The sequence below is a fragment of the Streptomyces sp. 5-10 genome (assembly GCF_014712245.1).
Classification (GTDB): domain Bacteria; phylum Actinomycetota; class Actinomycetes; order Streptomycetales; family Streptomycetaceae; genus Streptomyces; species Streptomyces violaceusniger.
In genome coordinates, this window is the sequence record NZ_JACVYG010000004.1 from 192,865 (window position 1) to 214,943 (window position 22,079).

At 67.7% G+C, this 22,079-nt stretch carries 24 protein-coding genes and 1 pseudogene; 14 read left to right on the forward strand and 11 right to left on the reverse strand.

The window, feature by feature from the left end; genetic code table 11:
* Positions 1 to 174: 174 nt before the first annotated feature.
* A complete protein-coding gene (locus tag IEJ02_RS07000) occupies positions 175 to 870 on the reverse strand; it encodes an HAD family hydrolase (protein ID WP_223863496.1) in 696 nt (231 codons plus the stop codon).
* A 64-nt stretch (positions 871 to 934) separates the two neighbouring features.
* Positions 935 to 1,072: a hypothetical protein gene (locus IEJ02_RS07005; protein WP_191063915.1), complete on the reverse strand. Its 138-nt coding sequence runs from the start codon at positions 1,070 to 1,072 to the stop codon at positions 935 to 937.
* Positions 1,073 to 1,475: 403 nt separating this feature from the next.
* Here IEJ02_RS07005 and IEJ02_RS07010 point away from each other — a divergent pair, with 403 nt between their 5' ends.
* The 4 genes from IEJ02_RS07010 to IEJ02_RS07025 are packed head-to-tail and all read left to right on the forward strand — an operon-like array spanning position 1,476 to position 5,167.
* Positions 1,476 to 2,345: an NAD(P)-dependent oxidoreductase gene (locus IEJ02_RS07010; protein WP_191063916.1), complete on the forward strand. Its 870-nt coding sequence runs from the start codon at positions 1,476 to 1,478 to the stop codon at positions 2,343 to 2,345.
* A 59-nt stretch (positions 2,346 to 2,404) separates the two neighbouring features.
* Positions 2,405 to 3,787 carry an MFS transporter gene (locus tag IEJ02_RS07015; protein WP_191063917.1) on the forward strand — a complete coding sequence of 461 codons (1,383 nt, stop codon included), beginning with the start codon at positions 2,405 to 2,407 and terminating at the stop codon, positions 3,785 to 3,787.
* Positions 3,788 to 3,807: 20 nt separating this feature from the next.
* The gene (locus IEJ02_RS07020) at positions 3,808 to 4,467 is read left to right on the forward strand and encodes a 4-carboxy-4-hydroxy-2-oxoadipate aldolase/oxaloacetate decarboxylase (protein ID WP_317985745.1); all 660 of its coding nucleotides are present in this window, start codon (positions 3,808 to 3,810) and stop codon (positions 4,465 to 4,467) included.
* A gap of 46 nt (positions 4,468 to 4,513) precedes the next feature.
* A complete protein-coding gene (locus tag IEJ02_RS07025; RefSeq protein WP_191063918.1) occupies positions 4,514 to 5,167 on the forward strand; it encodes a GntR family transcriptional regulator in 654 nt (217 codons plus the stop codon).
* Between the two features lie 641 nt (positions 5,168 to 5,808).
* Here IEJ02_RS07025 and IEJ02_RS07030 read toward each other — a convergent pair.
* The 3 genes from IEJ02_RS07030 to IEJ02_RS07040 all read right to left on the reverse strand — a co-directional run bounded on the left by IEJ02_RS07030 (position 5,809) and on the right by IEJ02_RS07040 (position 7,688).
* Complete coding sequence (locus IEJ02_RS07030) at positions 5,809 to 6,726, reverse strand: NADP-dependent oxidoreductase (protein ID WP_191063919.1); 918 nt, start codon at positions 6,724 to 6,726, stop codon at positions 5,809 to 5,811.
* Between the two features lie 54 nt (positions 6,727 to 6,780).
* Positions 6,781 to 7,074: a nitroreductase family protein gene (locus IEJ02_RS07035; protein WP_191064054.1), complete on the reverse strand. Its 294-nt coding sequence runs from the start codon at positions 7,072 to 7,074 to the stop codon at positions 6,781 to 6,783.
* A 128-nt stretch (positions 7,075 to 7,202) separates the two neighbouring features.
* On the reverse strand, positions 7,203 to 7,688 hold the full coding sequence (locus IEJ02_RS07040; protein WP_223863497.1) for an isocitrate lyase/phosphoenolpyruvate mutase family protein: 486 nt from the start codon (positions 7,686 to 7,688) through the stop codon (positions 7,203 to 7,205).
* Positions 7,689 to 7,921: 233 nt separating this feature from the next.
* Between IEJ02_RS07040 and IEJ02_RS07045 the strand changes: the two genes are divergently transcribed.
* Positions 7,922 to 8,218, forward strand: a complete 297-nt coding sequence (locus IEJ02_RS07045; protein ID WP_191063920.1) for a hypothetical protein — start codon at positions 7,922 to 7,924, stop codon at positions 8,216 to 8,218.
* Positions 8,219 to 8,321: 103 nt separating this feature from the next.
* Here IEJ02_RS07045 and IEJ02_RS07050 read toward each other — a convergent pair whose 3' ends face one another.
* Positions 8,322 to 9,503 carry a serine hydrolase domain-containing protein gene (locus tag IEJ02_RS07050; protein ID WP_191063921.1) on the reverse strand — a complete coding sequence of 394 codons (1,182 nt, stop codon included), beginning with the start codon at positions 9,501 to 9,503 and terminating at the stop codon, positions 8,322 to 8,324.
* A gap of 574 nt (positions 9,504 to 10,077) precedes the next feature.
* Here IEJ02_RS07050 and IEJ02_RS51020 point away from each other — a divergent pair.
* Both IEJ02_RS51020 and IEJ02_RS51025 read left to right on the forward strand, forming a co-directional pair.
* A complete protein-coding gene (locus IEJ02_RS51020; protein WP_370466992.1) occupies positions 10,078 to 10,242 on the forward strand; it encodes a hypothetical protein in 165 nt (54 codons plus the stop codon).
* Positions 10,243 to 10,307: 65 nt separating this feature from the next.
* A pseudogene (locus tag IEJ02_RS51025) lies at positions 10,308 to 10,710 on the forward strand (hypothetical protein); the annotation flags it as partial.
* 180 nt (positions 10,711 to 10,890) lie between these two features.
* Here IEJ02_RS51025 and IEJ02_RS07065 read toward each other — a convergent pair.
* The gene (locus tag IEJ02_RS07065; protein WP_191063923.1) at positions 10,891 to 11,271 is read right to left on the reverse strand and encodes a transposase family protein; all 381 of its coding nucleotides are present in this window, start codon (positions 11,269 to 11,271) and stop codon (positions 10,891 to 10,893) included.
* A gap of 72 nt (positions 11,272 to 11,343) precedes the next feature.
* A complete protein-coding gene (locus tag IEJ02_RS07070) occupies positions 11,344 to 12,486 on the reverse strand; it encodes an FAD-dependent monooxygenase (protein WP_191063924.1) in 1,143 nt (380 codons plus the stop codon).
* Between the two features lie 170 nt (positions 12,487 to 12,656).
* Between IEJ02_RS07070 and IEJ02_RS07075 the strand changes: the two genes are divergently transcribed.
* Positions 12,657 to 12,992, forward strand: a complete 336-nt coding sequence (locus IEJ02_RS07075; protein ID WP_037964221.1) for an ArsR/SmtB family transcription factor — start codon at positions 12,657 to 12,659, stop codon at positions 12,990 to 12,992.
* A gap of 799 nt (positions 12,993 to 13,791) precedes the next feature.
* Here the strand turns inward: IEJ02_RS07075 and pyrG are convergent.
* Positions 13,792 to 15,450, reverse strand: coding sequence for a CTP synthase (gene pyrG / locus IEJ02_RS07080; RefSeq protein WP_191063925.1), 1,659 nt, complete (start codon positions 15,448 to 15,450; stop codon positions 13,792 to 13,794).
* 56 nt (positions 15,451 to 15,506) lie between these two features.
* On the reverse strand, positions 15,507 to 16,499 hold the full coding sequence (locus IEJ02_RS07085) for an Lrp/AsnC family transcriptional regulator (RefSeq protein WP_191063926.1): 993 nt from the start codon (positions 16,497 to 16,499) through the stop codon (positions 15,507 to 15,509).
* Positions 16,500 to 16,650: 151 nt separating this feature from the next.
* On the opposite strand from IEJ02_RS07085, the gene IEJ02_RS07090 reads away from it, so the two are divergent.
* From IEJ02_RS07090 to IEJ02_RS07115, 6 genes are all read left to right on the forward strand, one after another.
* On the forward strand, positions 16,651 to 17,166 hold the full coding sequence (locus IEJ02_RS07090; protein WP_223863498.1) for a flavin reductase family protein: 516 nt from the start codon (positions 16,651 to 16,653) through the stop codon (positions 17,164 to 17,166).
* Positions 17,167 to 17,384: 218 nt separating this feature from the next.
* Positions 17,385 to 17,954 (forward strand): TIR domain-containing protein, encoded by a 570-nt coding sequence (locus IEJ02_RS07095; protein ID WP_191063927.1) that lies wholly within the window; start codon positions 17,385 to 17,387, stop codon positions 17,952 to 17,954.
* A gap of 46 nt (positions 17,955 to 18,000) precedes the next feature.
* Positions 18,001 to 18,900, forward strand: a complete 900-nt coding sequence (locus IEJ02_RS07100) for a beta/alpha barrel domain-containing protein (protein WP_191063928.1) — start codon at positions 18,001 to 18,003, stop codon at positions 18,898 to 18,900.
* A gap of 29 nt (positions 18,901 to 18,929) precedes the next feature.
* Positions 18,930 to 19,748 carry a creatininase family protein gene (locus IEJ02_RS07105; protein ID WP_317985746.1) on the forward strand — a complete coding sequence of 273 codons (819 nt, stop codon included), beginning with the start codon at positions 18,930 to 18,932 and terminating at the stop codon, positions 19,746 to 19,748.
* Positions 19,745 to 21,058, forward strand: a complete 1,314-nt coding sequence (locus IEJ02_RS07110) for an NtaA/DmoA family FMN-dependent monooxygenase (RefSeq protein ID WP_275560145.1) — start codon at positions 19,745 to 19,747, stop codon at positions 21,056 to 21,058. Before IEJ02_RS07105 ends, IEJ02_RS07110 begins: the two co-directional genes overlap by 4 nt.
* Positions 21,059 to 21,072: 14 nt before the next feature.
* Positions 21,073 to 21,684 (forward strand): malonic semialdehyde reductase, encoded by a 612-nt coding sequence (locus IEJ02_RS07115; protein WP_191063931.1) that lies wholly within the window; start codon positions 21,073 to 21,075, stop codon positions 21,682 to 21,684.
* Between the two features lie 28 nt (positions 21,685 to 21,712).
* On the opposite strand, the gene IEJ02_RS07120 is transcribed toward IEJ02_RS07115, so the two are convergent.
* Positions 21,713 to 22,078 (reverse strand): winged helix-turn-helix transcriptional regulator, encoded by a 366-nt coding sequence (locus tag IEJ02_RS07120; RefSeq protein WP_191063932.1) that lies wholly within the window; start codon positions 22,076 to 22,078, stop codon positions 21,713 to 21,715.
* Position 22,079: the final 1 nt, after the last annotated feature.

A 22,079-nucleotide genomic window follows, 5' to 3' on the forward strand; every position in this document is an offset into this window, starting at 1 on the left:
TACGGCCCATCAGAACCTCGAACGCTTCCTGCCAGCGGGCAGGATCTATGCTGTGACCTGCGGCCACCGTCTGATCTTCTGTCTTTACACACCGGTGATCACCGGTGGCCGCACCCCTCCGGAACCGGCGGCATTCCGCCGGACGGCGCGCCGGCTGACATGGCGGTGCGCGCCTCATTGCGACAGGACCGTGTCCAGCGCAGGGCCAAGCCCTGCAGCACCGCTGAACAGGATCGCGCTGATCCCCAGCTCCTGAGCGGCCGCAACGTTTGCGGGCTTGTCGTCGATGAACACGGCCTCATCCGCAACACTGCCCATCGCGTCGAGCGCCTGGTTGAACACCGCCGCGCTGGGTTTGGTGGCCCCGAACCGGCATGAGAAGAGCAGGGCATCGAAGCGGGAGGCGACCTGGGGCAGCTCCTCCGGCAGCGCGTCCAAAAGCAGATGGTCGTTGTCGGTGAGCAGGGCCGTTCGCAGTGGGCGCACACCATCCACCTGGTCCAGCACCTGCGGATCCGGCTCGAAGGCGCGGCACCAGACCTTCCGGAGCGCTGGGAGATTCCCTGGGTATCCCAACCTCTCCCGCACCGCATGGTGGATCTCCGCGGACGAGCCGAGGCCGCGATCCCATTCCTCGATGAGTCCGGACGCGTACAGCTCGCTCTCCACCTGCTCCACACTCACCCCGCACGCCTCAGCAAGGGCCGCAAGTCTTCGTTGCGGAAGGAACCGGCAGACCACGCCCCCAAGATCGAAGAAGATCACCTTTGGCTGCATGCGCTGACGATAACCGCAGCCGGCCTCCACTCGAAGCGGGCCGCCTCGACCGCAAGCCTGCCGACCGCCGATGGTGACCGTGATCTCGCGCAAAGGACCGTTTGTGAGAGTGACGGCGCGTGCGGCTCTGGCCCTTGCTCGCGGACGGGGAAGATCGTCACGTGGCGGACGACCGTGTCGCGGCCATCTGTTCGAGCTTCGCGATGAGGAGCCGCGCGTCGGCGACGGCGTCGTGCGGGCCGCCGAGGGGCTGGCTGCGGTGGGCGCCGCGCTTGACCGAACCGCGTAACGGCAACCATCGCGCCCTCCCACCGGGCCAGGCTCAGCCACTCGCCCGCCGTCGGCGGCTGCCGCGTGGGCGCCGGCCGCCGAGGTCCTTGGAGGTGCACTCACTGGATCAGGTCGTCGGGTCGATTGTTCGGACGCCGCACTGCTCTCTGCGGCGTCGACCCTTGCCCAGGTTGCTGCGCGTGGACGCTCCCGGGCAGGACCGCGGGGCTGTGTGCTGCGACATTGAGGCCTCGGTCCCCCGGCGGTGCCCGATCCGGAGGGGGTAGGCAGGTCACCCCAGCCGTGCTATCAAAGTACAACCAAGCGATTAACACGCCGTTTCCCGACGTTATCGCGGATGATTGTTCTTTGATTGCACGATCCACTGTTGAGTGGGTCGTTGTGCGCGGAAGGCAAGGTCCCCAAGCATGAGGATCGTGATCGTGGGCTGCGGCGAGGTCGGTCTGGCCTACGCCGAGAAGGCCCTGCAGCTCAGTTCTGCTCCGCACCTGGAGTTGCTCGATCCCGCTCCGGCATCTGCGGCGGTGGCTTTTGCCGACGGGCGGGGCCTGTCACTGCACCGCGAGACCGGGCGATGGCTGAGCGGGGCGGAGCTGGCGCTGCTGGCCACCCCGGGCAGCGCGCTCCAGCCAGTGCTCGACTCGCTGCTGCCTCATCTCCCTGCCGGTGCCGTGATCGCCGACCTGAGCACCGCCTCTGCGGACGCCAAGCGGTACGCCGCCTCACGCTGCGCACAAACCTCCGCACGCTACGTCGACATCGCCATCACCGGGTCGGTGGCGGTCAGCAGGGCCGCCACCCCGCTGCTCTACGCGGGCGAGACGATCCCAGAACTCCTCGACCTGTTCCGGGAACTCGGCGCCCCGGTCACGGTGCTGGACGACAGCCGCCCCGGGGACGCGATGCGAGTGAAGCTCCTGCGCTCGGTGCTGATGAAGGGGCTGGAGGCGCTGGCCGTGGAGTGCCTGCCGGCTGCCCGTGCCTACGGCGTGATCGACCAGCTCTGGGCCGCTCTGCAGGACGTGGACCGCACGGGCTTCACCAACCTGCTCCAGGCCATGACCCGCACCCACCCGAGGCACGCCGCCCGCCGCGAGCACGAGGTCGCGCAGGCCGCTGAGCAGCTTGAGCAGATCGGCTGCCCGAGCGCGATGACCCGCGCCACCGAGCAGCGCTTTGCGGTCACCCGCGCGGCTGCCGACTCCTCCGTCCCCGCGGACGACACCACCGACGCAGCGATCGACTGGATCACCGCGACCCGCTCGAACGCGCTCTGATCCGTGCCTCCCTTAGCCCGCCCCCCACCCTTGCTCATCCACCCCTTCAGCGGAGAGTCATGTCCACAGTCCCCAATGACGTGGCCGGACAGTACAGGCCCGCCATCGTCAACAAGGTCAAACTGCGGCTCGTACCGTTCCTGGCGCTGCTCTACGTCATCGCCTTCATCGACCGCGCCAACGTCGGCTATGCCGCCCTCGACATGAACGCCGACCTGGGCATCAGCCATGCCCAGTTCGGTCTGATCGCGGGCCTGTTCTCGATCGGCTACTTCGTCTTCGAAGTGCCCAGCAACATGCTCATGCGCAAGGTCGGCGCCAGGCGCTGGATCGCCCGCATCCTCTTCATCTGGGGCGCGGTCGCGGTGGCGACCGGCTTCGTGCACAACTTCACCCAGCTGGCCATCGACCGTGTGATCCTCGGCGTCGCCGAGGCCGGCTTCTTCCCCTGCGTCATCCTCTACCTGAGCTACTGGTTCCCCGAACGTGAACGTGCCCGCGTGGTCGCCCAGTTCATGGTGGCCCTCCCGGTGGCCACCCTGATCGCCGGACCGCTGTCCGGCCTCATCCTCGACCACGTCCACTGGTTTGGCGTCTCCGGCTGGCGCTGGGTCTTCATCATCGAGGGCCTGCCCGCCGTTCTGCTGGGCCTGGTCACCTTGTTCCTGCTCACCGACACCCCGCAGCAGGCCAAGTGGCTCTCCGCCGACGACAAGGCATGGCTGACCGCGACCCTGGAAGCCGAGAACGCCGCCAAGACCGCCCGCAACCAGCGCACAGGCTTCTGGCGCAGCCTGGCCGGCTGGCGCACTCTGGCCCTCGCCCTGATCTACTACAGCAAATCAGTCGCCATCTACGTTCTTGCCTTCTTCACCCCGCAGATCATCAGCGGTCTCGAGGACAATCTCAGCAACACGATGGTCGGGGTGCTGAGCGCCCTGCCCTACGGCGTGGCCGCAATGTTCATGGTGTGGTGGGCCCGCCGCTCCGACCGCACACGCGAACGGCGCTGGCACGTCGCCCTGCCCCTGTTCGTCGCCGCCGCCGGACTGTGCGCCATGCCCCTGGCCGACAACAGCATCACGCTTTCGCTCCTGCTGCTCACCGTCGTCACCGTCGCGGTCTACGCGACCTACGGCCCCTTCTGGTCCCTGCCCTCGCTGTTCATGACGGGCTCCGCCGCCGCGGTCGGAATGGCCTCCATCAACTCCATCGCCAACCTCGGAGGCTTCGTGGGTCCCTACGGCTTCGGGGCCTTGCAGAGTGCCACCGGCGGCAACAACCTCGGCCTCGCCCTCGTGGCCGCCGTCCTGATCATCTCCGGTCTCCTCGTGGTGCGCCTGCGCTTCGTCCGCGACGCCGAAGCCACACTGCGCGCGCCCGTCGACACCGGCCACGACCGCACCCCCACGCCCGCCACTGCTGCCGACACCTCCCGCTAGCCGATCCCGAAGGACCGAACGTGACCCTCATCCACGCTCCCCGTCCCCCTCAGCGCATCCTCACCCGTCTCGGCGAACTCGGCGCCGCCACCGTCTACGAGGCCAACGGCCAAACCGGCGCCCTGGACTCCGGTCTCAAGCCGCTCGACGCCAGCCGCACGCTGGTCGGCACCGCCGTCACCGTCGACCTGGCGCCCGCCGACAACTGGTACATCCACGTCGCACTCTTCCAGGCCGGTCCAGGCGACGTCCTCGTCGTCAACGCCCAGGGCTACACCGAAGCAGGACCCTGGGGCGACGTCCTGACCTGCGCAGCCCAGGAACGAGGGCTGGCCGGACTCGTCATCGACGGTGCCGTCCGCGACAGCCGCGACATCATCGAGACCGGCTTCCCGGTCTTCGCCCGCGGTCTGTCCATCAAGGGCACCAGCAAGGTCGTCCCCGGCCAGGTCAACGTTCCCGTCATCGTCGGAGGCGTCCTCATCCACCCCGGCGACGTGATCCTCGGAGACGCCGACGGCCTCGTCCGCATCACCGCCGACCGCACCGAGCACGCCCTGGCCGCCTCCGAAGCCCGTGCCGCCAAGGAAGCTGACTTCCGCGACCGCATCCGCGCCGGTGAATCCACCCTTGACCTGCTCGGGCTCCCTCACCCGGGCACCACGGAGGCAAGCCGGTAGTCGGCTAGTCTTGCCGGGGGCAACTGGTATGAGGAGGCGAACAAGGTTGGGGCGGCCAGCAGACGCAATCTACCTCGCCCTGAAATCCTCCATCCAGACCGGCCAGCTCGCCCCCGGCGAGCACCTCGTCGAAGAAAACCTCCGCGCCCAGTACGGCGTCAGCCGCACCCCGGTCCGCAACGCCCTGCGCAGACTCAGCGAGGACGGCCTGGTCACCATCGAGACCAACCGCGGCGCCTTCGTGGCCTCCTGGACCGACAGCGACGCCACCGAAGTCATGGCCATCCGCTCCATGCTCGAGCCGTACGCCGCCCAACTCGCCGCCGAACGCCGCACCGACTCACAGCTCACCGAGCTCTACGCCCTGTGCGACCGGATGGAAGCCTGCGCCACAGAGCAAGCCTCTGACTTCCGCGATGAACTAGCACACAGCAACCACGAGTTTCATCTCCTCGTGCTGCAATGTGCCGCCTCACCTCGCCTGTACAGCATCGCCGCCAACCTCGCCCGCGCGCCGATGATGCTGGGCTCCTTCCAGCTCTACAACAGTCACCAACTCGGGCGCAGCCTCCAGGACCACCGCGAACTGACCAACGCCATCGCCGCGCGCGATGCCGCCGCCGCGCGCGCCGTCATGGAGGCCCACCTGCGGCTGTCCTACCTGGCACTGACCGCAGCGCCTGCGCCCCTGCAGCGCTAAGCGGCCTCGGGGAAGTCCGGGCGGCGTCGCGGGGCGACTCCCAGACGGCCAGCAGGTCGGCGATATCGCTGACCTTCATGGCGTGCCCGCAGTCGGAGTAGGTACTCGTACCCCGCCGAGCACCGCCACCACACGTCGACCTGCGTCCGCGGCGTCAGCCCGCCGTTGCGCTCCTGCCACCACGTCGCCCGCAACCTGCGGATACGTCGGCCAGCGACACACCTGACGAACGCGCCACGACACCCCTCCTGGCCCTTGGCCAGACCCTCCACGGCCCTGCGCCTCACCCCGGTCAACGATCCAGCCGCCCGGCGGCGACGCCGGGTGGGCAGGTCTTCAGGATGCCGACCCGGCCGCACCCTCCGCCGCCGATCGGGCGGTTTCAGCCTCGGGCGCGGTGCGGGGGCGGGCACCATGGACGATGCGGCGGCGTGGGCGAGATGGGAGACGGTAGGAGTCGATCACCTGACCGCCCGGCGAAGGACCAAGGTGGCGTCTCCCGCGTGGCGGCCACGAACGGCGGCGGCCGGGTCCGACATGCCCGGCGAACGCGGTGAGTTCGGTGGCGCCGCGGCCGAGCCGCTTCATCTCGTACACCGTGATGAAGACCCGCCCGCCGGTCGGACTGTGGCCATTACTCCCTACGGGCGTACACGGATGACTGTCTTCCCGTTGCGTCGAGTGGTCGGGTTGAGGGCACCAACGGCGTCATCGAGGCTCGCGACGCCATCGATGTTTGTCCGCAGCCGTCCGTCCCGCACTCGCTGCACGATCTCACCCAGTTCGGCACGATCGGCCTCGACAACGAAGTCGACCGCCAGGCCGTCAGCGGGCCGCGCCTCGACCGGGCCGACGACGGACACCAGTGTTCCTCCGGCCTTGATCAGGGCAGCGGACTGCCTCTGGATGTCGCCACCGATGACATCGAAGACCAGATCGACGTCGCCGACGTCTTTGAGCGCGTCGTTCTCGAGGTCGACGAACTCATGCGCGCCGAAGTCGAGCGCCTTCTCACGGTCGGCGGCGCGTCCGGTGCCGATGACGTAGGCGCCGGCCTCGCGCGCGAGCTGGGTCACCATCGTCCCGACTGCCCCGGCCGCGCCATGGGCGAGGACGGTCTGGCCGACCTGAAGGCGGCCGTGCTGGAACAGCCCCTGCCAGGCGGTCAGCCCCGAGATCGGCAGGGATGCGCCTACCGCGAAGTCGACGTCGCCGGGCAGCGGCGCGAGGTTGCGTGCTTCGATCGCCACGTACTCCGCCAGGGTGCCGTCGCGGTGCCAGTCGGCGAGGCCGAACACCCGCTGCCCGACCGACAGCCCCGTCGTGCCGTAGCCGAGGGCGGTGACCACTCCGGCCAGCTCGTGGCCGGGGATCGACGGTGTCTTGTCACGGCCAGCGCGATCGGCCCAGGTCGATGGCCACTCCAGCTCCGTCGGGACGAAGCCCGATGCGTGGATCTGAACGATGACGTCGTTGATCGCCGCGGGCGGCTCAGGCCGCTCCGTCAGCGTCATCCCGGCCGCTTCCGCAGCTTGGTCGGTTACCACGATGGCCTTCATCGAGATTCTCCTCTTCCTCGTAGGCGTTGTGGGATTTGGTTTCCAAGTGGGTGTTTAGACGAAGGTGAACAACTGGGCGGCGTCGAATCGCGAGATCGGGTTGCTGTACTGCTTAGCGGGGCTGGGGTAGCCGAGGGCGAGCAGCAGCGTCATGCCGTGTCCGGTCTCGCGGATCTTGAACGCCTTGTCGACGCTGGCCGGGTCGACCCCCTCCAGCGGCGTGGCCTCGATGCCGAGCTCAGCGGCCGCCATCATGGTCGGGCCCACCGCCAGGTAGGTCTGTTTCTCCATCCAGTGGTTCAGGTCCTTATAGCCATAGTTGCGCAGATTGAGGAAGTCTCGGGTCATCGATTCCCACAACTCCTGCTTTGACGGATCAGGGAACCGGCCGTCGGCCCTCTCCGTTCTGAACACCGCCTCGAGGTGGCTGTCAGGCACATCTGCCCGGGTGGTGAGGATGGTGGTGTGCGACGCGTTCAGGATCTTCTCGCCGTTGTCCTGGAATCGTTCGCCCGGTTGGCCGCCAACCGCTCCTTGCCTTCGTTCGTGGCGAGGATGCGTCCCCTGGCCGCGCTGACGGCGCTACGCATGCGGTTGACAGCATCGTCGAAGCCGCGGATCGGTTGATAGGGATTGCCCGAGGTGTCTTCGATCCCGATACCGGCCAGGCCAGACGCCACGGCGGCTTCCACGGTCGCAGCGACGTTTTCAGGCGTGTCGCCGTAGCCGTCCTCGAAGTCTCCGTTGACGGGCAGCGAAGTGAGCTGATCGAACAGCCGCGCATGCTCGAGGTGCTCGCCAAGGGTGACTTCGTGACGCCCGTCGGACCGGCCGAGCGTGGCAGCGAGCGCCGCCGACGATATCGCGATCGCCTCGAAGCCGGCATCGGCCAGCATCAGCGCCGAGAGGCCGTCCCACGCGTTCGGCATGACGAGGCCACCGTCGCGGGTGTGCAGTGCCATCCTCTCATAGAGCTCGGAGCCCGGCATGTCGAACCTTTCCCGAGTGATCATTGGCGACAGTGACGGAGCGAGCGGCCAGGTACGCCGCCTCGGCGAGGACGCCGACGCTCATCCCGGCGTACCGACCGAGCTGACGGCGGGGATGTCGATGTCGGTCCGGTTGACGTTGTTGAGGAAGTTGGTCAGCAGCCCCAAAGTTCACAGAAGCCTGCATCCGTTGTCCTGTCCTCCAGATGGATCCTCGTCAGCGGCCCCGCCTCCTGGAGATCATCCAAAATCTCCGCGAGCGCATCACCGAGGCCCGCGGAAACGGCTGGCTCGGCGAGGTCGAAGGACTCCAGGTCAGCTTCGACGCCGCGATGGCCAGGCTCAACAGCCTCAAGCGGGCCCCGACCGATGGCCGGCCCCAGTTGGTCGACCTCGGCATGCCGGTCTTCACCGACGACACACCACCGCCTCACCGAGGCGGGCGCGTCGTCAGGGCTGACAGGGGCGGTGTGGAGGAGGGCGAAGACGGGCCATTGGGGTGAGCCGAAAAGGGGCCATGAGGGCAAGGGGGTGCGCAGCGCTGGTCTGCGGCACCAGTGAAGCGCCGCGCTGAGCTCACCGCCCACAGAGCGACGACACCTCCGCTCACGGGGTGCTGGGGCCCTCGGCGCACAGTGCGTGGTCGATCAGGGCGCTGGCCGCGTTCTCCTGCTCCAGTATGTGCTTCGGGGTGTCGCCGCGTGCCTCGGACATGGAGACAACGGCGCTTCGCCTGCCGTTGTCGGTGACGCCGTTGAGGGTGATGTAGCCGCCGTCCCCGCCCTCGTGGCTCCAGTAGGTTCCTCCGCAGCTCAGGGGGCGTTCGACCAGGCCGAGCCCGTATCGGCCCTCGGGCCACAGCTGTTGGACCTCCGCGCTCACGGAGACGGTCTGCTTCATTTTGGCCAGTTCCCGTGCCGGTAGTAGGCGGCCGTCGAGCAGCGCGCGGAAGAAGCGGTTCTCATCCCGAGTGGTCGTGACCCACGAAAGGTTCTCGTAGTCCACCGGTATCTGGTCGGTGACATCCACCTGGGAACCGGGGCCGAAGAGCTGGTAAGCCTGGGCGTGGGGCCGGGGCAGGGTGGTCGAGGTGCCCATCCACCGGGTCTGGTCGAGGCCCAGCGGGCGCAGGATGCGGTTTTCGATCTCTTGGTGGGCGGGGTGACCGGTGGCCTTCTGGATGATCATGTCGAGCAGGACGTAGCCGGTGTTGGAGTACGCCCAGCCCTTGCCGGGCAGGAAGTCCGGCTCGTGGGCCATGGCGAGGTCGACCAGCTGCTTGGGTTCGTAGATGTTGTGGCGCTGCTGGTAGTACTCCTCCGGTGTGGTGTATCCGGGCAGGGCGTCGTAGATACCGCTGGTGTGCTGGAGCAATTGGCGGATGGTGATCTGGCTGCCATTGTTCCCGTTACCCCGCACCACCCCGGGCAGCCAGCGATCGACCGTGTCGTACAGGGACAGCCTGCCCTCGGCCTCCAGTTGGAGGACCACCGTGGCGACCAGCGTCTTGGACGTGCTGGCCATGCGGAAGTAGCCGCCGGAAGAGACCGGGCGGCCGGTGTTCAGGTCGGCGGTACCGCTGGTGGCGACCGACTGCCGACCGTCAGGCGCGATCACGCGGGCCTGCACACCGCTGATACCGAGGGCGTGGATCGCCTCGGTGTCGCGGCGTAACTGCTCCACGGGGGAGGGCCCGGCGGGCTGGGCGACGGCGGGGATCACCTCGGCGGTGAGCAGCGTAGCGACACCGAGTGCCATGGCCAGGTGCTTTCGCAGAGTCGAAGTCATGGCTGGACGCTAGTTTCGCCCCCAACGCGGCGCGATCCGGCGCACCCCAAGATCGGAACGGGGGATACCCCCCCAGCGCGGGCCGTCGCCAGTCTGGCGTCGACCTGCCGAGCGCGTGTGACGGTTTTCGGCTCCAACACCATCGAGCGGTCCCGCCGTCAGACGGGGCCGCTCTCTTGTCGAAGGAGCCTCTAGCTTGATCGTTTCCTTAACCCGGGAAAGGGCGAGGCCCCTGCACGACCGTTCCAGCCGACCCCACAGGACTCCGGCAGCGGTGGAGGACTGGGACTGCCGCCTACGACAAGACTGCGAATTGCCCAGTGCACATCGGACCGATCCTGGCCTGCCCGGCTCGACCGTTCACCGGGTCCTGGCCCGGCACGGCCTGAACCTGTACCGCTCGAAAAGTCATCGTTGCATGTCATGCCGCATATCTGTACTCGTTGATGAGGCGGCTGAGGATCCGGGTGCGCGCATGGTCTGGCCTGGCCACTCGGCCCTGGGGTGGCGATGGCATCGGAACTGAATGCTGACGGTCAGCGTCGTGGGGTGTATGACGCAGGGTGGGAGCACGATGGGCGAGGAGCCGACGTGGGCAGAGCTGCTGCTTGTCTTCGCCGTTGCGGGGGTCATTCCGATCGTCATCGGAGGGGCGGTGATCTTTTCCCTTGTCGGACTGACGATGTGGGTGACAGCACCGCTGCGGCGGCGCAGGCGGAACACTTCTGACGGCGTCTAAGTCTGGGCGGAGCGCCCCGGGCCGGAAGCGGCCTCCACGCCGCCCGTCACCACACCACAGCCGGGCTCATGGACCTCGAAGACGCAGACCGCAAGGCGTAGTTCCTCATCCGCGACCTCGACTCCAAATTCACGGCCGCCTTCGACGCCCTGATGACCGATGCCGGTGTGAAGGTTGTCACCACCGGCATTCGAGTACCGCGGATGAACGCGCTCATGGAGCGCTGGATACAGACCTGCCGCGCGGAACTGCTGGATCGGACCTTGATCTGGAACCAGGTCCACCTCCTCCACGCCCTGCGCGAGTACGAGGACTTCTCCAACGGATACCGTCCGCAGGCCCTGGACCAGCCGCCCCAGGCTCCCACTACCCGCACCCATCACCCAACAAGCCCAACTCAACCACCTGGAAGTCAGCCGACGACACCGACTAGGCGGAGTCCTCCACCAGTACCAGCATGCCGCCTGAGCTGTGCGGATGATGTATCGGCACCCGCAGCTCTCCGGGCGGGATGTCGATGGGACCATCTTGCTTGGGCGGACCGGTGTCACCCCGTAATTCCCAGGTGGGCGCGGCGGGTGGTGACCAGGGCGCGCCAGCGTTCTCGGACGGTGTGCGCGTCGTCGAGCCACTGAGCTTTTTCCAACCTCAGGTTGAGGCGTGACGAAGGGCGGGGATGGTCTTCACGATGGCGGTGACTCGGTTGGTGCTACAGCGGCGTTTCCGCGGGAGGCGCCAGCCCTTCAGGGCGGCCATGGCTTGCTCGCCGAGGCAACGGATCCTGGCGTGGGTGCTGTTGCGCCGACGTTGCCGCAGCTTGAGACGCCGGCCGCGGACGGGCGCCCGGGTGGTGCCGCCGGCGCCTTGATACGCCTTGTCCGCCCAGCACTTCACCTCCGCGTTGCCGGGGGCGTAGTCACCGGCAGCACCCATCTCGTGGCGAGCGCCCGGAATGGTGGGTGGGGCCGCCAGCAGCCGACCTGCCGCGTCGGCGATGGCCTGCCACGCCGAGCCGGGCTCGTCGGACATGGCGGCACCGGCCCGGCTGAGAGCTACCGCGGAGCTGCGCACCGACCGGTGACCGGTCGGTGCGGACCCGGTCTACCGGTTCGCGGCTTCGCGTGAGGCGATCCGGTTCGTGCGACCGACCGCGCGGCCCACGGCGTTGCGCGCCGCGAGGCCCGGCCGGGTGCGGGGCACCATGAGCCTGGAGAGCAGACCGACGCGTCGCTGCCGCGGGCCTATCTCACGGCGGAGCCGCGACTCGTAGGCGGCGAAGGCGCGGGCGTGATCACCGGGATGGGCGGCGAGCTCTTCTGCGAGGGCGTACGCGCCCGCCATCGCCATGCTGGACCCGTCGCCCAGCAGGGCTGTCGCCGCCGCGGCGTCCCCGAGCAGTACGACCCGTCCGCGGGACCACGAGGGCATCCGGACGGTGGTCAGGGGGTCGAAGAACGGAGCCGGGTGGTCGAGGAACGCCGCCACGAACTCCGGTGCCCGCCACCGCACGTCGGCGTAGGCGTCGGCCACGGTCTGCTTGTGAAGGGCGATGTTCTTGCGGTCGTGGGGCGCTAGCTGTGCGGCCCGGAAGGTGAAGATCGCGAGCGGAGTGGTCCGCGAGGGGTGGAGGACCAGCATCCGGTTCGGCGCGGTCAGCATCGTCATCTCGGTCGGGTCCTCGATGGCGTCGGGTTCCAGCGGGACGGTCGCGCCGTACAGGCCCAGGTCGCCGGCGAACTGCCGCTCGGGTCCGAATACCAGGCGCCGTACGGTGGAGTGCATCCCGTCAGCACCGACTACCAAGTCGAAGCGCCGTGGCGCGGACCGCCGGAAGGTGACGTCCACCCCGCCTCCGTCCTGGTCGAGAGCGGTGACCGTCTCGTCGAACAAGAACTCGGCCTCGGTCTGCGCCGACCGGTGGAGCACCTCGGACAGGTCGGCTCGGGTCACCTCGACCGTCGGAGCCTTGTCCGAGGTGAGCGGGAGTTGCAGGATCCGCCTGCCGCCGGGGTCGAGCAGGGTCAGTGACCGATTGCGGGTGGCCAGCCCGCGGAGCTGCGGGAGGATGCCCATGTGCTCGGCCACCGGAATCGCGGGCCCCTTCACGACGATCGCGCTACCACCGGAGCGCAGCTGCCGGGCATGTTCGACGACCGTCGGCCGGTATCCATTCCGGGAGAGCCAGTACGCGAGTGCGGGGCCTGCGATTCCGGCACCGACTATCAGCACCTCGGGCTTCTTCATGACGATGACCTCGCGGAGTGTCGATGACCAGGTCCCCGGCGAGTGCCGGGCCGGGTCTCAGGGGGCGGCGGCACCGGGCAGCGCAACCGGGCCAAGGTACGATCAATTTCGTACCTCAGTGGAGCACGTCCTTGAGGTACGATGCAAGTCGTACCTGAAGGGAGTGCCACGTGGCCGGGATGAACCTGGTCGGCCCGGAGGCCGATGCGCTCGATCTGGGTGCGGTGTTTCGCGCCCTCGCCGACGAGCACCGTCGTTCGGTGATGACGGAGTTGGCCGCCGACCGCAGCGACAGCGAGCGGGGCTGCAACTCGTTCAATCTTCCGATCTCGAAGCAGACCCAGACCCACCACTTCCGGGTCCTGCGCGAGGCAGGTCTCATTGACGAGATCGACTACGGCAACCGCAAGGGCATCCGACTACGACGCGCGGACATCGAGAAGAGATTCCCCGGGCTGCTCACGCTCCTGGGAGCAGAGTCCTCGGGCGGTACTGCTCCTCGCTGAACGCAGCTGAGCACACCAGAAGGAGTCCGGGTCGGCCCTGAGCCGCGACCTCGACCGGATCCAGCTCGCTCCCGGCTCGCAGGTAGCCGAGCACGACGCGGACACGAATGGATCGGTGCCGCTTCGACCGCCGTCCCGCGCTCGTGAAGACCTCGAAGACATGATGGCCTCCTATGGCGGGGCCGAGCAGCACTCCGCATGCAGACCCTGATCGAGCCGGTGTTTGTTCCCTGCTACGGCGGCCAGCGTTCACGACGGTGGGGTAGGAGGGGCGGCCGGCGCGTCGTGCCGTCCGGCGCTGTGCAGCGCACGCACCGCATAGGTCGTGGCCACCACGGCTGCCCTGGCGGAGGCCAGTGCCTCGCGTGCCAGCCGGATGGCGTCCTGCCCGCCGGACCTGTCCTGTCGGGCCCTGTCAGAGGCGGTAGCGATGAGCAGTGCCGCCTCCAGCGCGGCGATACTCGCCTCCCGGAGGGCGTCGCCGCGGTCGCTTCTGTTCAGTTCGTCCAGTGTGGCGGCGATGAGTCGCGTGGTTGGCGCTACCGCTTGGGCCTGTTCCGTGACGGCCCGCTCACGAGTCGAAGTCACTGTCGGAAATCCCATCGAACGTATCGGAGGGTGCCAGGGCTTGGCCTGTCGGCGGGGTGCGGCGCGAGAGTCGGCGATCCTGAGCAGTTACCCGACGGCGGTCTCATGCGAGAAGGGATATGCATTCGGTGACCTGCCCGAGGCTTGTTGTTGGGTCAGTCTGCGATGACCAGCGAGGTCCCATCTGGATCCGTTGAAGAACTGGATCTGGTCACCACTCAGGAGCGCTGTTGACGCGGTCCACGGCCGCTTTGACGAGCCCGGCGAACAGCGGGTGCGGTCGCGTCGGGCGCGAGCGCAGCTCGGGATGTGCCTGGGTGGCGACCAGGTAGGGGTGGGTGTCGCGGGAGTACTCCACGTACTCGACGAGCTTGCCGTCCGGGGAGGTGCCCGAGAACAGCAGGCCGGCCTTCTTCTCCAGCTCGGCGCGGTAGGAGTTGTTGACCTCGTAGCGGTGGCGGTGCCGCTCCTGGACGTACTCCTGGCCGCCGTAGACCTCGCGCACGATCGAGCCCTCGGCGAGTTTCGCCGGGTACATGCCCAGCCGCATCGTGCCGCCCATGTCGCCCTCACCGGCGACGATGCCGAGCTGCTCGGCCATGGTGGAGATGACCGGGTGGGCGGTGGCGGAGTCGAACTCGGTGGAGTTGGCGTCCGGGATGCCGGCCACGTTCCGGGCGGCCTCGATCACGATGCACTGCAGGCCGAGGCAGAGACCGAGCAGCGGGATCCGGTTCTCGCGGGCGTACTGGACGGCACCGACCTTGCCGGACACGCCGCGGTCACCGAAGCCGCCGGGGATGCAGACCGCGTCCACGTCGGCGAGCTGCTCGGCCGCTCCGGACGGGGTCTTGCAGTCGTCCGAAGTGACCCACTTGATCTTCACTCGGGCCCTGTTGGCGAAGCCGCCCGCGCGCAGAGCCTCGGTGACGGACAGGTAGGCGTCGGGCAGGCCGATGTACTTGCCCACGAGCGCCAGGTTGATCTCGTGCTGCGGGTTGTGGACGCGATCGAGCAGGTCGTCCCAGGTCGTCCAGTCCACGTCGCGGAAGGGCAGGTCCAGCTTGCGGACGACGTAGGCGTCGAGGCCCTCGCCGTGCACGGTCTTGGGGATGTCGTAGATCGAGCGGGCATCGGGGCAGGCGACCACGGCGGCCTCGTCGACGTCGCACATCAGCGAGATCTTGCGCTTGATCGCCGTGGGCACCTCACGGTCGCAGCGCAACACGATCGCGTCCGGCTGGATGCCGATGTTCCGCAGGGCCGCGACCGAGTGCTGGGTCGGCTTCGTCTTCAGCTCCCCCGAGGGACCGATGTACGGCAGGAGCGAGATGTGCACCACGAAGACGTTGTCGCGGCCGACCTCGTGACGGACCTGGCGGACGGTCTCCAGGAAGGGCAGCGACTCGATGTCGCCGACGGTGCCGCCGACCTCGGTGATCACGACGTCGACCTCGTCGGTGGCCATGCGCCGGATGCGGTGCTTGATCTCGTTGGTGATGTGCGGGATGACCTGCACGGTGTCGCCCAGGTACTCACCGCGCCGCTCCTTGGCGATGACCGTCGAGTACACCTGACCCGTGGTGACGTTGGCGGAGCCGTCCAGGTCGCGGTCGAGGAAGCGCTCGTAGTGGCCGATGTCCAGGTCGGTCTCGGCACCGTCGTTCGTGACGAACACCTCGCCGTGCTGGAACGGGTTCATGGTGCCCGGGTCGACGTTCAGGTACGGGTCCAGCTTCTGCATCACCACGCGCACGCCCCGCGCTTTGAGCAGCATGCCGAGGCTGGAGGCGGTGAGGCCCTTGCCGAGCGAGGAGGCGACACCCCCGGTGACGAAGATGTGCTTGGTCGTCGTGGATGTGGGCGGCAAGGCCAAAAGGGGGCTCCCGTGGTCGCGGTATGGAGTGCGGGGCGACTGTCCGTGGCCTATTGGGGTGGACCGTTCAGGACAGGTCCCCGCTTGTAGGTGTGTGTGACGATCTCTGTGTCGAGTTCGAGGATGTGCGGGAACGTTCCGAGTTGGTCGACGACGAAGCCGTAGAGGCTGCTCTCGTGCTCAAGGCACAGATCCGCCAGCAGGTTGTGCCGCCCTGTCACCGCGGCGCAACAGCGCACATCGGGGCAGGCGGCCAGGGTTTCGCCCACGGTTTCGATCCCTGCGGGGTGGACCTTCAGCCGGATGCGGGCCTCGACGGGACGGCCTACCAGGGCCGGGGCAACCACCGTGCGCAGATGAAGCATCCGGCGCTCCAGCAGAGCGGCCACGCGCCGTCCGGCCGTGGCGGTTGAGAAGCCCAGATCCCTGGCGAGGTCCGTCAGGCTGATGCGTGCGTCGCCGATCAGGGATTTGGCCACGCGTTCGTCCGTAGGTGTGAGTTCGCATCGGTCTGCGAGGCTGGGCAAGGGCTGGACCACGCTTGCCCGCAGGCGCCTCTCTTCCTCCTCGGTCAGGACGGGGGCATGCCACTGCGCCTCGGTCTTGAAGTGGCGCAGTACGATGTGCGCGTCGAGCATGTCGGCGTCAGGGAGGCCGGGGATCCCTCCGGCCATCAGGGAGTGCAGAAGCGGTCGGGACGGTGCCAGTACCTCGCACCAGAGGAGGCCGCCTCCTCCGCTTACGGCAGCGACGTTAAGCACACCTGTGCGCTTTGCCAATCCTCCGGCAACGTCTTCCAGACAGTCCCCCCGAGCTTTGAGGCGTACGTGGACGACATTGCCGAGCCCGCACCGCAGAGCGTCGTACTCCGCAGTGGCGTGTACGGCCTCCGCGGCGATGAGGCGCTGCAGCCGTCGTGACACCGATCGCTCGTGTTCACCCAGGATGCGTCCCATCTCACCGACACGGGCCCGGGGGTTGATCTGGAGGGCGGCCACGATGCGCTGGTCGACCCGATCAAGGTTGTCTGAATCATTCATCATGTTGGCATGATGGCAGGATCTTTGTCGTGTAGGACCTGTGTGTTGTCGGAATCATTCGTCTGAGGCACACTATTGAGCCGTCACCAACGGTGATGCGTGGCGAGCTTCGCATATCCGAACTGGCTGTTACAGGCCGAGAGGACAGAGCTTGTTGAGCGAGAGCACCTCCGCAGCAGTCCAGGACCATGTCACCTCCAGCGCGTTCCGCTCGGTCATGGGGCATTTCTGTTCCGGCGTCACCGTGGTTACCGCCATGGGACCGGAGGCGCCCGTCGGATTCACCTGCCAGGCGTTCGCGTCGCTCTCCCTCGACCCGCCGCGCATCGTCCTGGGCGTCAGCCGGACGTCGACGAGCTGGCCCGCCATCAGGAACCGCTCGTGGTTCTGCGTCAACGTGCTGGCGCAGCATCAGCGGTCGCTCAGTGACCAGTTCGCGCGTTCCGGAGGTGACAAATTCCGAAACGTCGAATGGGCTGGATCGCCGAACGGCTCTCCTCGACTGGCTGGCGCGGCCGCGTGGATCGACTGTCGCCTGCACACCGAGTACGACGGCGGTGACCATCTGGTGGTGATCGCAGACGTGTCGCGGCTTGAGGCGTCGGCCGACCCGCAGGCGCCTCTGCTGTACTACCGCGGCCGCTACACACGGATCGCCGACTCCCTCTGAGCCCGGCCTCCGCGCCGGCAGCACGCTGCCCAGGGCTGGTCGTCACATCGCTCTGCCGTCCAGCGGACGGGGACTACTCCTGCACGAACGCCTGCCGGGCACCCGATGCCATGGCGGCCCCGCTGTGGAAGACGATCACCACCTCGACCAGACCCCACCCCTTCCAAGCCGCCCGTCTCAACGGGCGCCCCTCTCATGGAATAAGGAGCACCATCGACATGGCACAGACCACAGCAGTCCGGGAAGAGACACCGGCGCCGAAGTCCGGTCTGCTCACGGGACTTGACGTCTTCGTCGGAGGCCCGATCCAGCACGCCATCCTGGGGAACGGTTTCGTCGGCCACTTACAGGACGCGATCACCACGGCGATCGATACGGTCGCCGCGCACGGTGGCAATATCTTCTCGGCGCATGTCGTCGAGAAGTTCGGCGCCGAGACCGCGGCCTTCACACCGGAACAGGTGTCCGTGCGCGACTTCCGCTGGATGAAGAAGTGCGACGTCTTCGTGCCCGTTCTTCCCGTGCTGGAGGACGGCACGCTGCGGCGCACGGACGGCACCCATGTTGAACTCGGCTGGGCCACGGCCCTGGGGCGCCCCATCGTCCTGATCACCAAGCAGCCCTTCGCCGAGTCCGCGAGCCACCTGCTCAAGGGCCTGCACCGGGTGGGCTTCGTCCAGGCCATCGACTTCGAAGAGTTCACCGAGAAGCCGAGCCTGCTCATCGACGCCGTGCTCGCCGCGACCGAGCGGCAGCGAGAGGCGATCGGCGCGAGCCTCGTCGCCTAGACACCTCTTCGTCGCCCATCCGCTCACCCGCCGGACGGAGATATCAGTGTCCGATGTGACCATTCTGGGCCTGCCGATCGCCAACCATGTGATCGTCGGATCCGGACTGCTGACGGACCAGGAACGCAACATCCGCAGACTCATAGAAAGAGGAGCCGGTGCCGTAGTCACCAAGACCATCCACCCCACCCCTCCCCAAGGCCTGGACGAGCGGATAGTACGACTGCCCGTCGGCATGCTGAACAGCACCACCTACTCCAAGAGGTCGGTCAACCACTGGCTTCGGGTACTGCGTTCGTTCGCCGACGATCGGCTTCCCGTCATCGCCTCCCTCCACGCCGACTCTCCGGCCGAACTCGCCGCTCTGGCCAAAGACGTCGAAGCGACCGGCTGCCGGGCGCTGGAACTCGGCATCTCGTGCCTCAACGAGGAAGACGGGCTGGAGGACGACAACCCCGACCGGGTCTACGCTTACACCTCCGAAACCCGCAGCCGCACCAGTCTGCCCATGTCGGTCAAGCTCGCCATCGGCGAGGGTCTGCAGGACCGGGTCCGCGCCGCCATCGCCGGCGGAGCAGACGCCGTTACCGTCAGCGACACGATTTCGGGAGCCGCCGTATCCCCCGCGACGGGGGACCTGGAACTCAATGGCGTCTTCGGATACTCGGGCCCCGGCATCAAGCCGCTGGTCCTCGCCGCCATCTGGCAACTGCGTCGGCGAGGCATCAACCTGCCCGTCCTGGGCTGCGGCGGTGTCGGCAGCGGCCGCGACGTGGCCGACTACCTCAGCGTCGGCGCGACCGCGGTGCAGGTCTACACGGCCCTGCATACCGACATGTACCAGACGCTGGAGCGCATCCTGGCGGAGACCGGGGAACTGATCGGCCCGCGGACCGACGCCGCTCCGGTTCCTGCGGGCCGCGAGTCCGAGGGGGCGGTCATATGACGGGCGGGCAGCCGGGCGCCCGTCGTCTCGTGGACCTGACGAGCAGCCAGGTCACCGAAGCCGTACGCGGACGTACCGTCATCTGGCCCATCGGAGCCATCGAACAGCACGGACCCCATCTGCCCCTCTCGGTCGATCTGCTCCTGGCGGAGGCATTCGCCGACGAGATCGGGCGGGAACTGGATGCGTTCACACTCCCTGCACAGCCGATCGGCGCGCGCTCGCTGCCGCAGAGCGGCGGCGGACTGTATTTTCCCGGCACCGTACACGTCGCCGGCGAGACCCTGATCCGCTTCCTGCGCGAGACCATCAGCTCCCTGGCGGCGCTCCCGATGGCTCGCCTGGTCGTGGTCAACGGCCACTACGAGAACGAACCATTCCTTTTCGAGGCGCTGGACCAGGTACGCGAGCAGGGCCTGCTGGACGGCACGGAGGTTTTCGCTTTCAGCTGGTGGAGCCTGGCGCGCGACACCTTCACCGACCTCGAAATCCCCCGCTTCCCCGGCTGGCACGCCGAGCACGCGGGAGTCACCGAGACCAGTCTGATGCTTCACCTGCATCCGGACCTCGTCACCAACCAACGCCCGGACCATGATCAGCCGCCCCGGGCGGGCATCTACCTCCATCCCATCGACGTCGAGAAGACCACCAACCACGGCATCCTCTCCTCGACCTCGGGATCGAGCGCCGCACTCGGCGAGAAGCTCCTGCGCCACGTCGTCGACGAGGCGACGACCTTGGTGCGCGACGGCAAGGGGCTGTTGCTGGCATGTATCCAACCCGACCGCCGACGTACCGCCGCCCCGGAGCACCGATCCATCGCACAGCCCGAAGGGAAGCGTTCGTGACACGGAAGTTCCATCTCGCCTGTATCTTCAACTTCACCCCGGACGACTGGCAGGGCCCGTTCGGTAACGGAGGCGCTCCCTGGGACGGCAGGTTCTACACGGAAGTGGCTCAAGCCCTGGAGCGCGCCTGCTTCGACTACGTGATCATCGAGGACAAGCTCATGGTCCCGGAGAGCTACGGCGGCTCCTCGGAGAGGGCGCTGCGGCAGGGCATGGTCGTTCCCAAGCACGACCCGGTCCCGCTCGCCGTCGCGATGGGGCTGGCAACCTCTCACCTGGGCATCGTCGCGACCCTGTCGACCATGGCGTACCCGCCGTTCATGACCGCGCGGCTCGCCTCGACGACGGACAGCATGCTCGGCGGCCGGTTCGGCTGGAACATCGTCACCAGCGCCGAGCACCTGGCAGCGCAGAATTTCGGCATGGAGAAGCTACCTCCGAGGGACGTCCGCTACGCGATGGCCGACGAGTACGTCGACGTCGTCCGGCAGCTTTTCGCCTCATGGGATGCGGACGCCGTCGTACTCGACCGTGAGAAGGGGATCTACGCCGACCACACCAAAGTCCGGCCGATCCACTTCAAGGGTGAGCACTTCAGCGTACGCGGCCCGCTGAACACCGTGCCCTCTCCACAGCACCGGCCCGCGTTCGTGCAGGCCGGCGCCTCGCCCCGGGGCCGGAGATTCGCCGCCCGCAACGCGGACTCGGTGATCGCCATAGCCAACGGCCCCTCCGGCATGAAGCAGTTCCGCGACGACCTGCGCAAACACGCCGAGGCCGCCGGCCGCGACCCTGACGAGGTCAAGGTGCTGTTCTGCGTGACGCCCACCCTGGGGGAGACCGAGCAGGACGCGCGGGACAAGTACGAACGGATGATCTCCTCGCCCCAGTTCATCCACGACATCCTCGCCGAGACATCCGCCCTCACGGAGATCGACTTCGCTCAGTTCGACCTCGACAAACCGCTGCCGTACCGGCTGGAAACCAACGGAGAACAGGGTTCGCTGGACCAACTGCAGCAGTGGGGCAGCGGCAAAACCCTGCGGGAGCTGGTCATCGACGGGGCTGGGGGACTGGTCTCCTCGGTGGAGCTGATCGGTACACCGGACCACGTGGCCGAGCGGATGGGCGAGGTGATGGAGGAGGTCGGCGGCGACGGCTTCATGCTTACGACACCGGTGCTGCGGATGAACCGCCGCTGGATCGCCGAGGTCACCGACGGCCTGGTGCCCGCACTGCAACGCCGCGGCCTGACCCGGTCGGCGTACACGCCCGGGAACACCCTCCGGCAGAACCTCGCGGAATTCTGATACCGGCCGCGGCGATGACGACCCCCACAAAGCCCCGGCTGGTTCTGGACGCGAGCGCTCAGGACCTGCTGTTCCGGCAGGCGCGCACCGCGGACCGTTTCACCAGCGAACCGGTCCCCGACGACACGATCCGGGCCGTGTACGACCTGGTCCGCGACGGCCCGACCGCTTTCAACCAGCAGCCTCTCAGGATTCTTCTGCTCCGCTCCCCGGAAAGCCGTACACGGCTGGCCGCTCATCTCTCGCGGAGCAACCGGGAGAAAACCCTGCGGGCACCGCTGACCGCTCTGCTGGCGGTGGACAACCAATTCCACCGCAAACTTTCCAGATTGTTCCCCGCATTTCCCGGAGCTGCGGATCTCTACGCCGAGAATCCCGCGCTACGGGAACGGTCCGCGTTGCTGAACGGCACCCTGCAGGCTGCCTATTTCATCATCGGCATACGGGCTGCGGGCCTTGCCGCCGGACCCATGAGCGGTTTCGATGAGGACGGCGTCAACCGGGAGTTCTTCCCGTCCGGCGACCTGTCGGCACTGCTCGTGGTGAACATCGGCCGGCCCGAGTGCTCCGGGGAGCGGCCGCGCGGACCCCGCTTGTCCCACAGTGAGGTCTGTACGACACTGTGACGCCGCGTCGTCCGGCCGTCAGCCCAGGTCACTCGGGTGGGCGACGGCCGGACGGGCCCTCGGGACGCACTGTCTCGCGGTACCAGCGGCCCCACTTGTCCAACTCCTCCGTGATGGCGTCCAGGCTGTGCCCGACCTCGGTGAGCGCGTACTCCACCCGCGGCGGCACCTCGCGGTACACGGTCCGCGTCACCAGGCTGTCGGCTTCCAGTTCCCGTAACTGGCGGGTCAGCATGCGCTGGGTGATGCCCGGCAGTGCGCGCCTGAGTTCACCGAATCGATGGGTGTCCGTGGCCAGCTGCTTGAGAATGGCGAGCTTCCAGCGCCCCCCGAGCATCTCCATGGCGAACTCGATCGCGCAGTGTTCCGGGGCTTCTTCGACACTGGAACGCACG

What these genes read in the sequence shown, in the direction of transcription:
- IEJ02_RS07010 (WP_191063916.1), top strand. Translation starts at nt 1,476, where the DNA reads ATGAGGATCGTGATCGTGGGCTGCGGCGAGGTCGGTCTGGCCTACGCC.
- IEJ02_RS07015 (WP_191063917.1), top strand. Translation starts at nt 2,405, where the DNA reads ATGTCCACAGTCCCCAATGACGTGGCCGGACAGTACAGGCCCGCCATC.
- IEJ02_RS07030 (WP_191063919.1), bottom strand. Translation starts at nt 6,726, where the DNA reads ATGAAGGCCATCGTGGTAACCGACCAAGCTGCGGAAGCGGCCGGGATG.
- IEJ02_RS07035 (WP_191064054.1), bottom strand. Translation starts at nt 7,074, where the DNA reads ATGACCCGAGACTTCCTCAATCTGCGCAACTATGGCTATAAGGACCTG.
- IEJ02_RS07040 (WP_223863497.1), bottom strand. Translation starts at nt 7,688, where the DNA reads ATGGCACTGCACACCCGCGACGGTGGCCTCGTCATGCCGAACGCGTGG.
- IEJ02_RS07045 (WP_191063920.1), top strand. Translation starts at nt 7,922, where the DNA reads ATGGATCCTCGTCAGCGGCCCCGCCTCCTGGAGATCATCCAAAATCTC.
- IEJ02_RS07050 (WP_191063921.1), bottom strand. Translation starts at nt 9,503, where the DNA reads ATGACTTCGACTCTGCGAAAGCACCTGGCCATGGCACTCGGTGTCGCT.
- IEJ02_RS51020 (WP_370466992.1), top strand. Translation starts at nt 10,078, where the DNA reads ATGGGCGAGGAGCCGACGTGGGCAGAGCTGCTGCTTGTCTTCGCCGTT.
- IEJ02_RS07065 (WP_191063923.1), bottom strand. Translation starts at nt 11,271, where the DNA reads ATGTCCGACGAGCCCGGCTCGGCGTGGCAGGCCATCGCCGACGCGGCA.
- IEJ02_RS07070 (WP_191063924.1), bottom strand. Translation starts at nt 12,486, where the DNA reads ATGAAGAAGCCCGAGGTGCTGATAGTCGGTGCCGGAATCGCAGGCCCC.
- IEJ02_RS07085 (WP_191063926.1), bottom strand. Translation starts at nt 16,499, where the DNA reads ATGATGAATGATTCAGACAACCTTGATCGGGTCGACCAGCGCATCGTG.
- IEJ02_RS07095 (WP_191063927.1), top strand. Translation starts at nt 17,385, where the DNA reads ATGGCACAGACCACAGCAGTCCGGGAAGAGACACCGGCGCCGAAGTCC.
- IEJ02_RS07115 (WP_191063931.1), top strand. Translation starts at nt 21,073, where the DNA reads ATGACGACCCCCACAAAGCCCCGGCTGGTTCTGGACGCGAGCGCTCAG.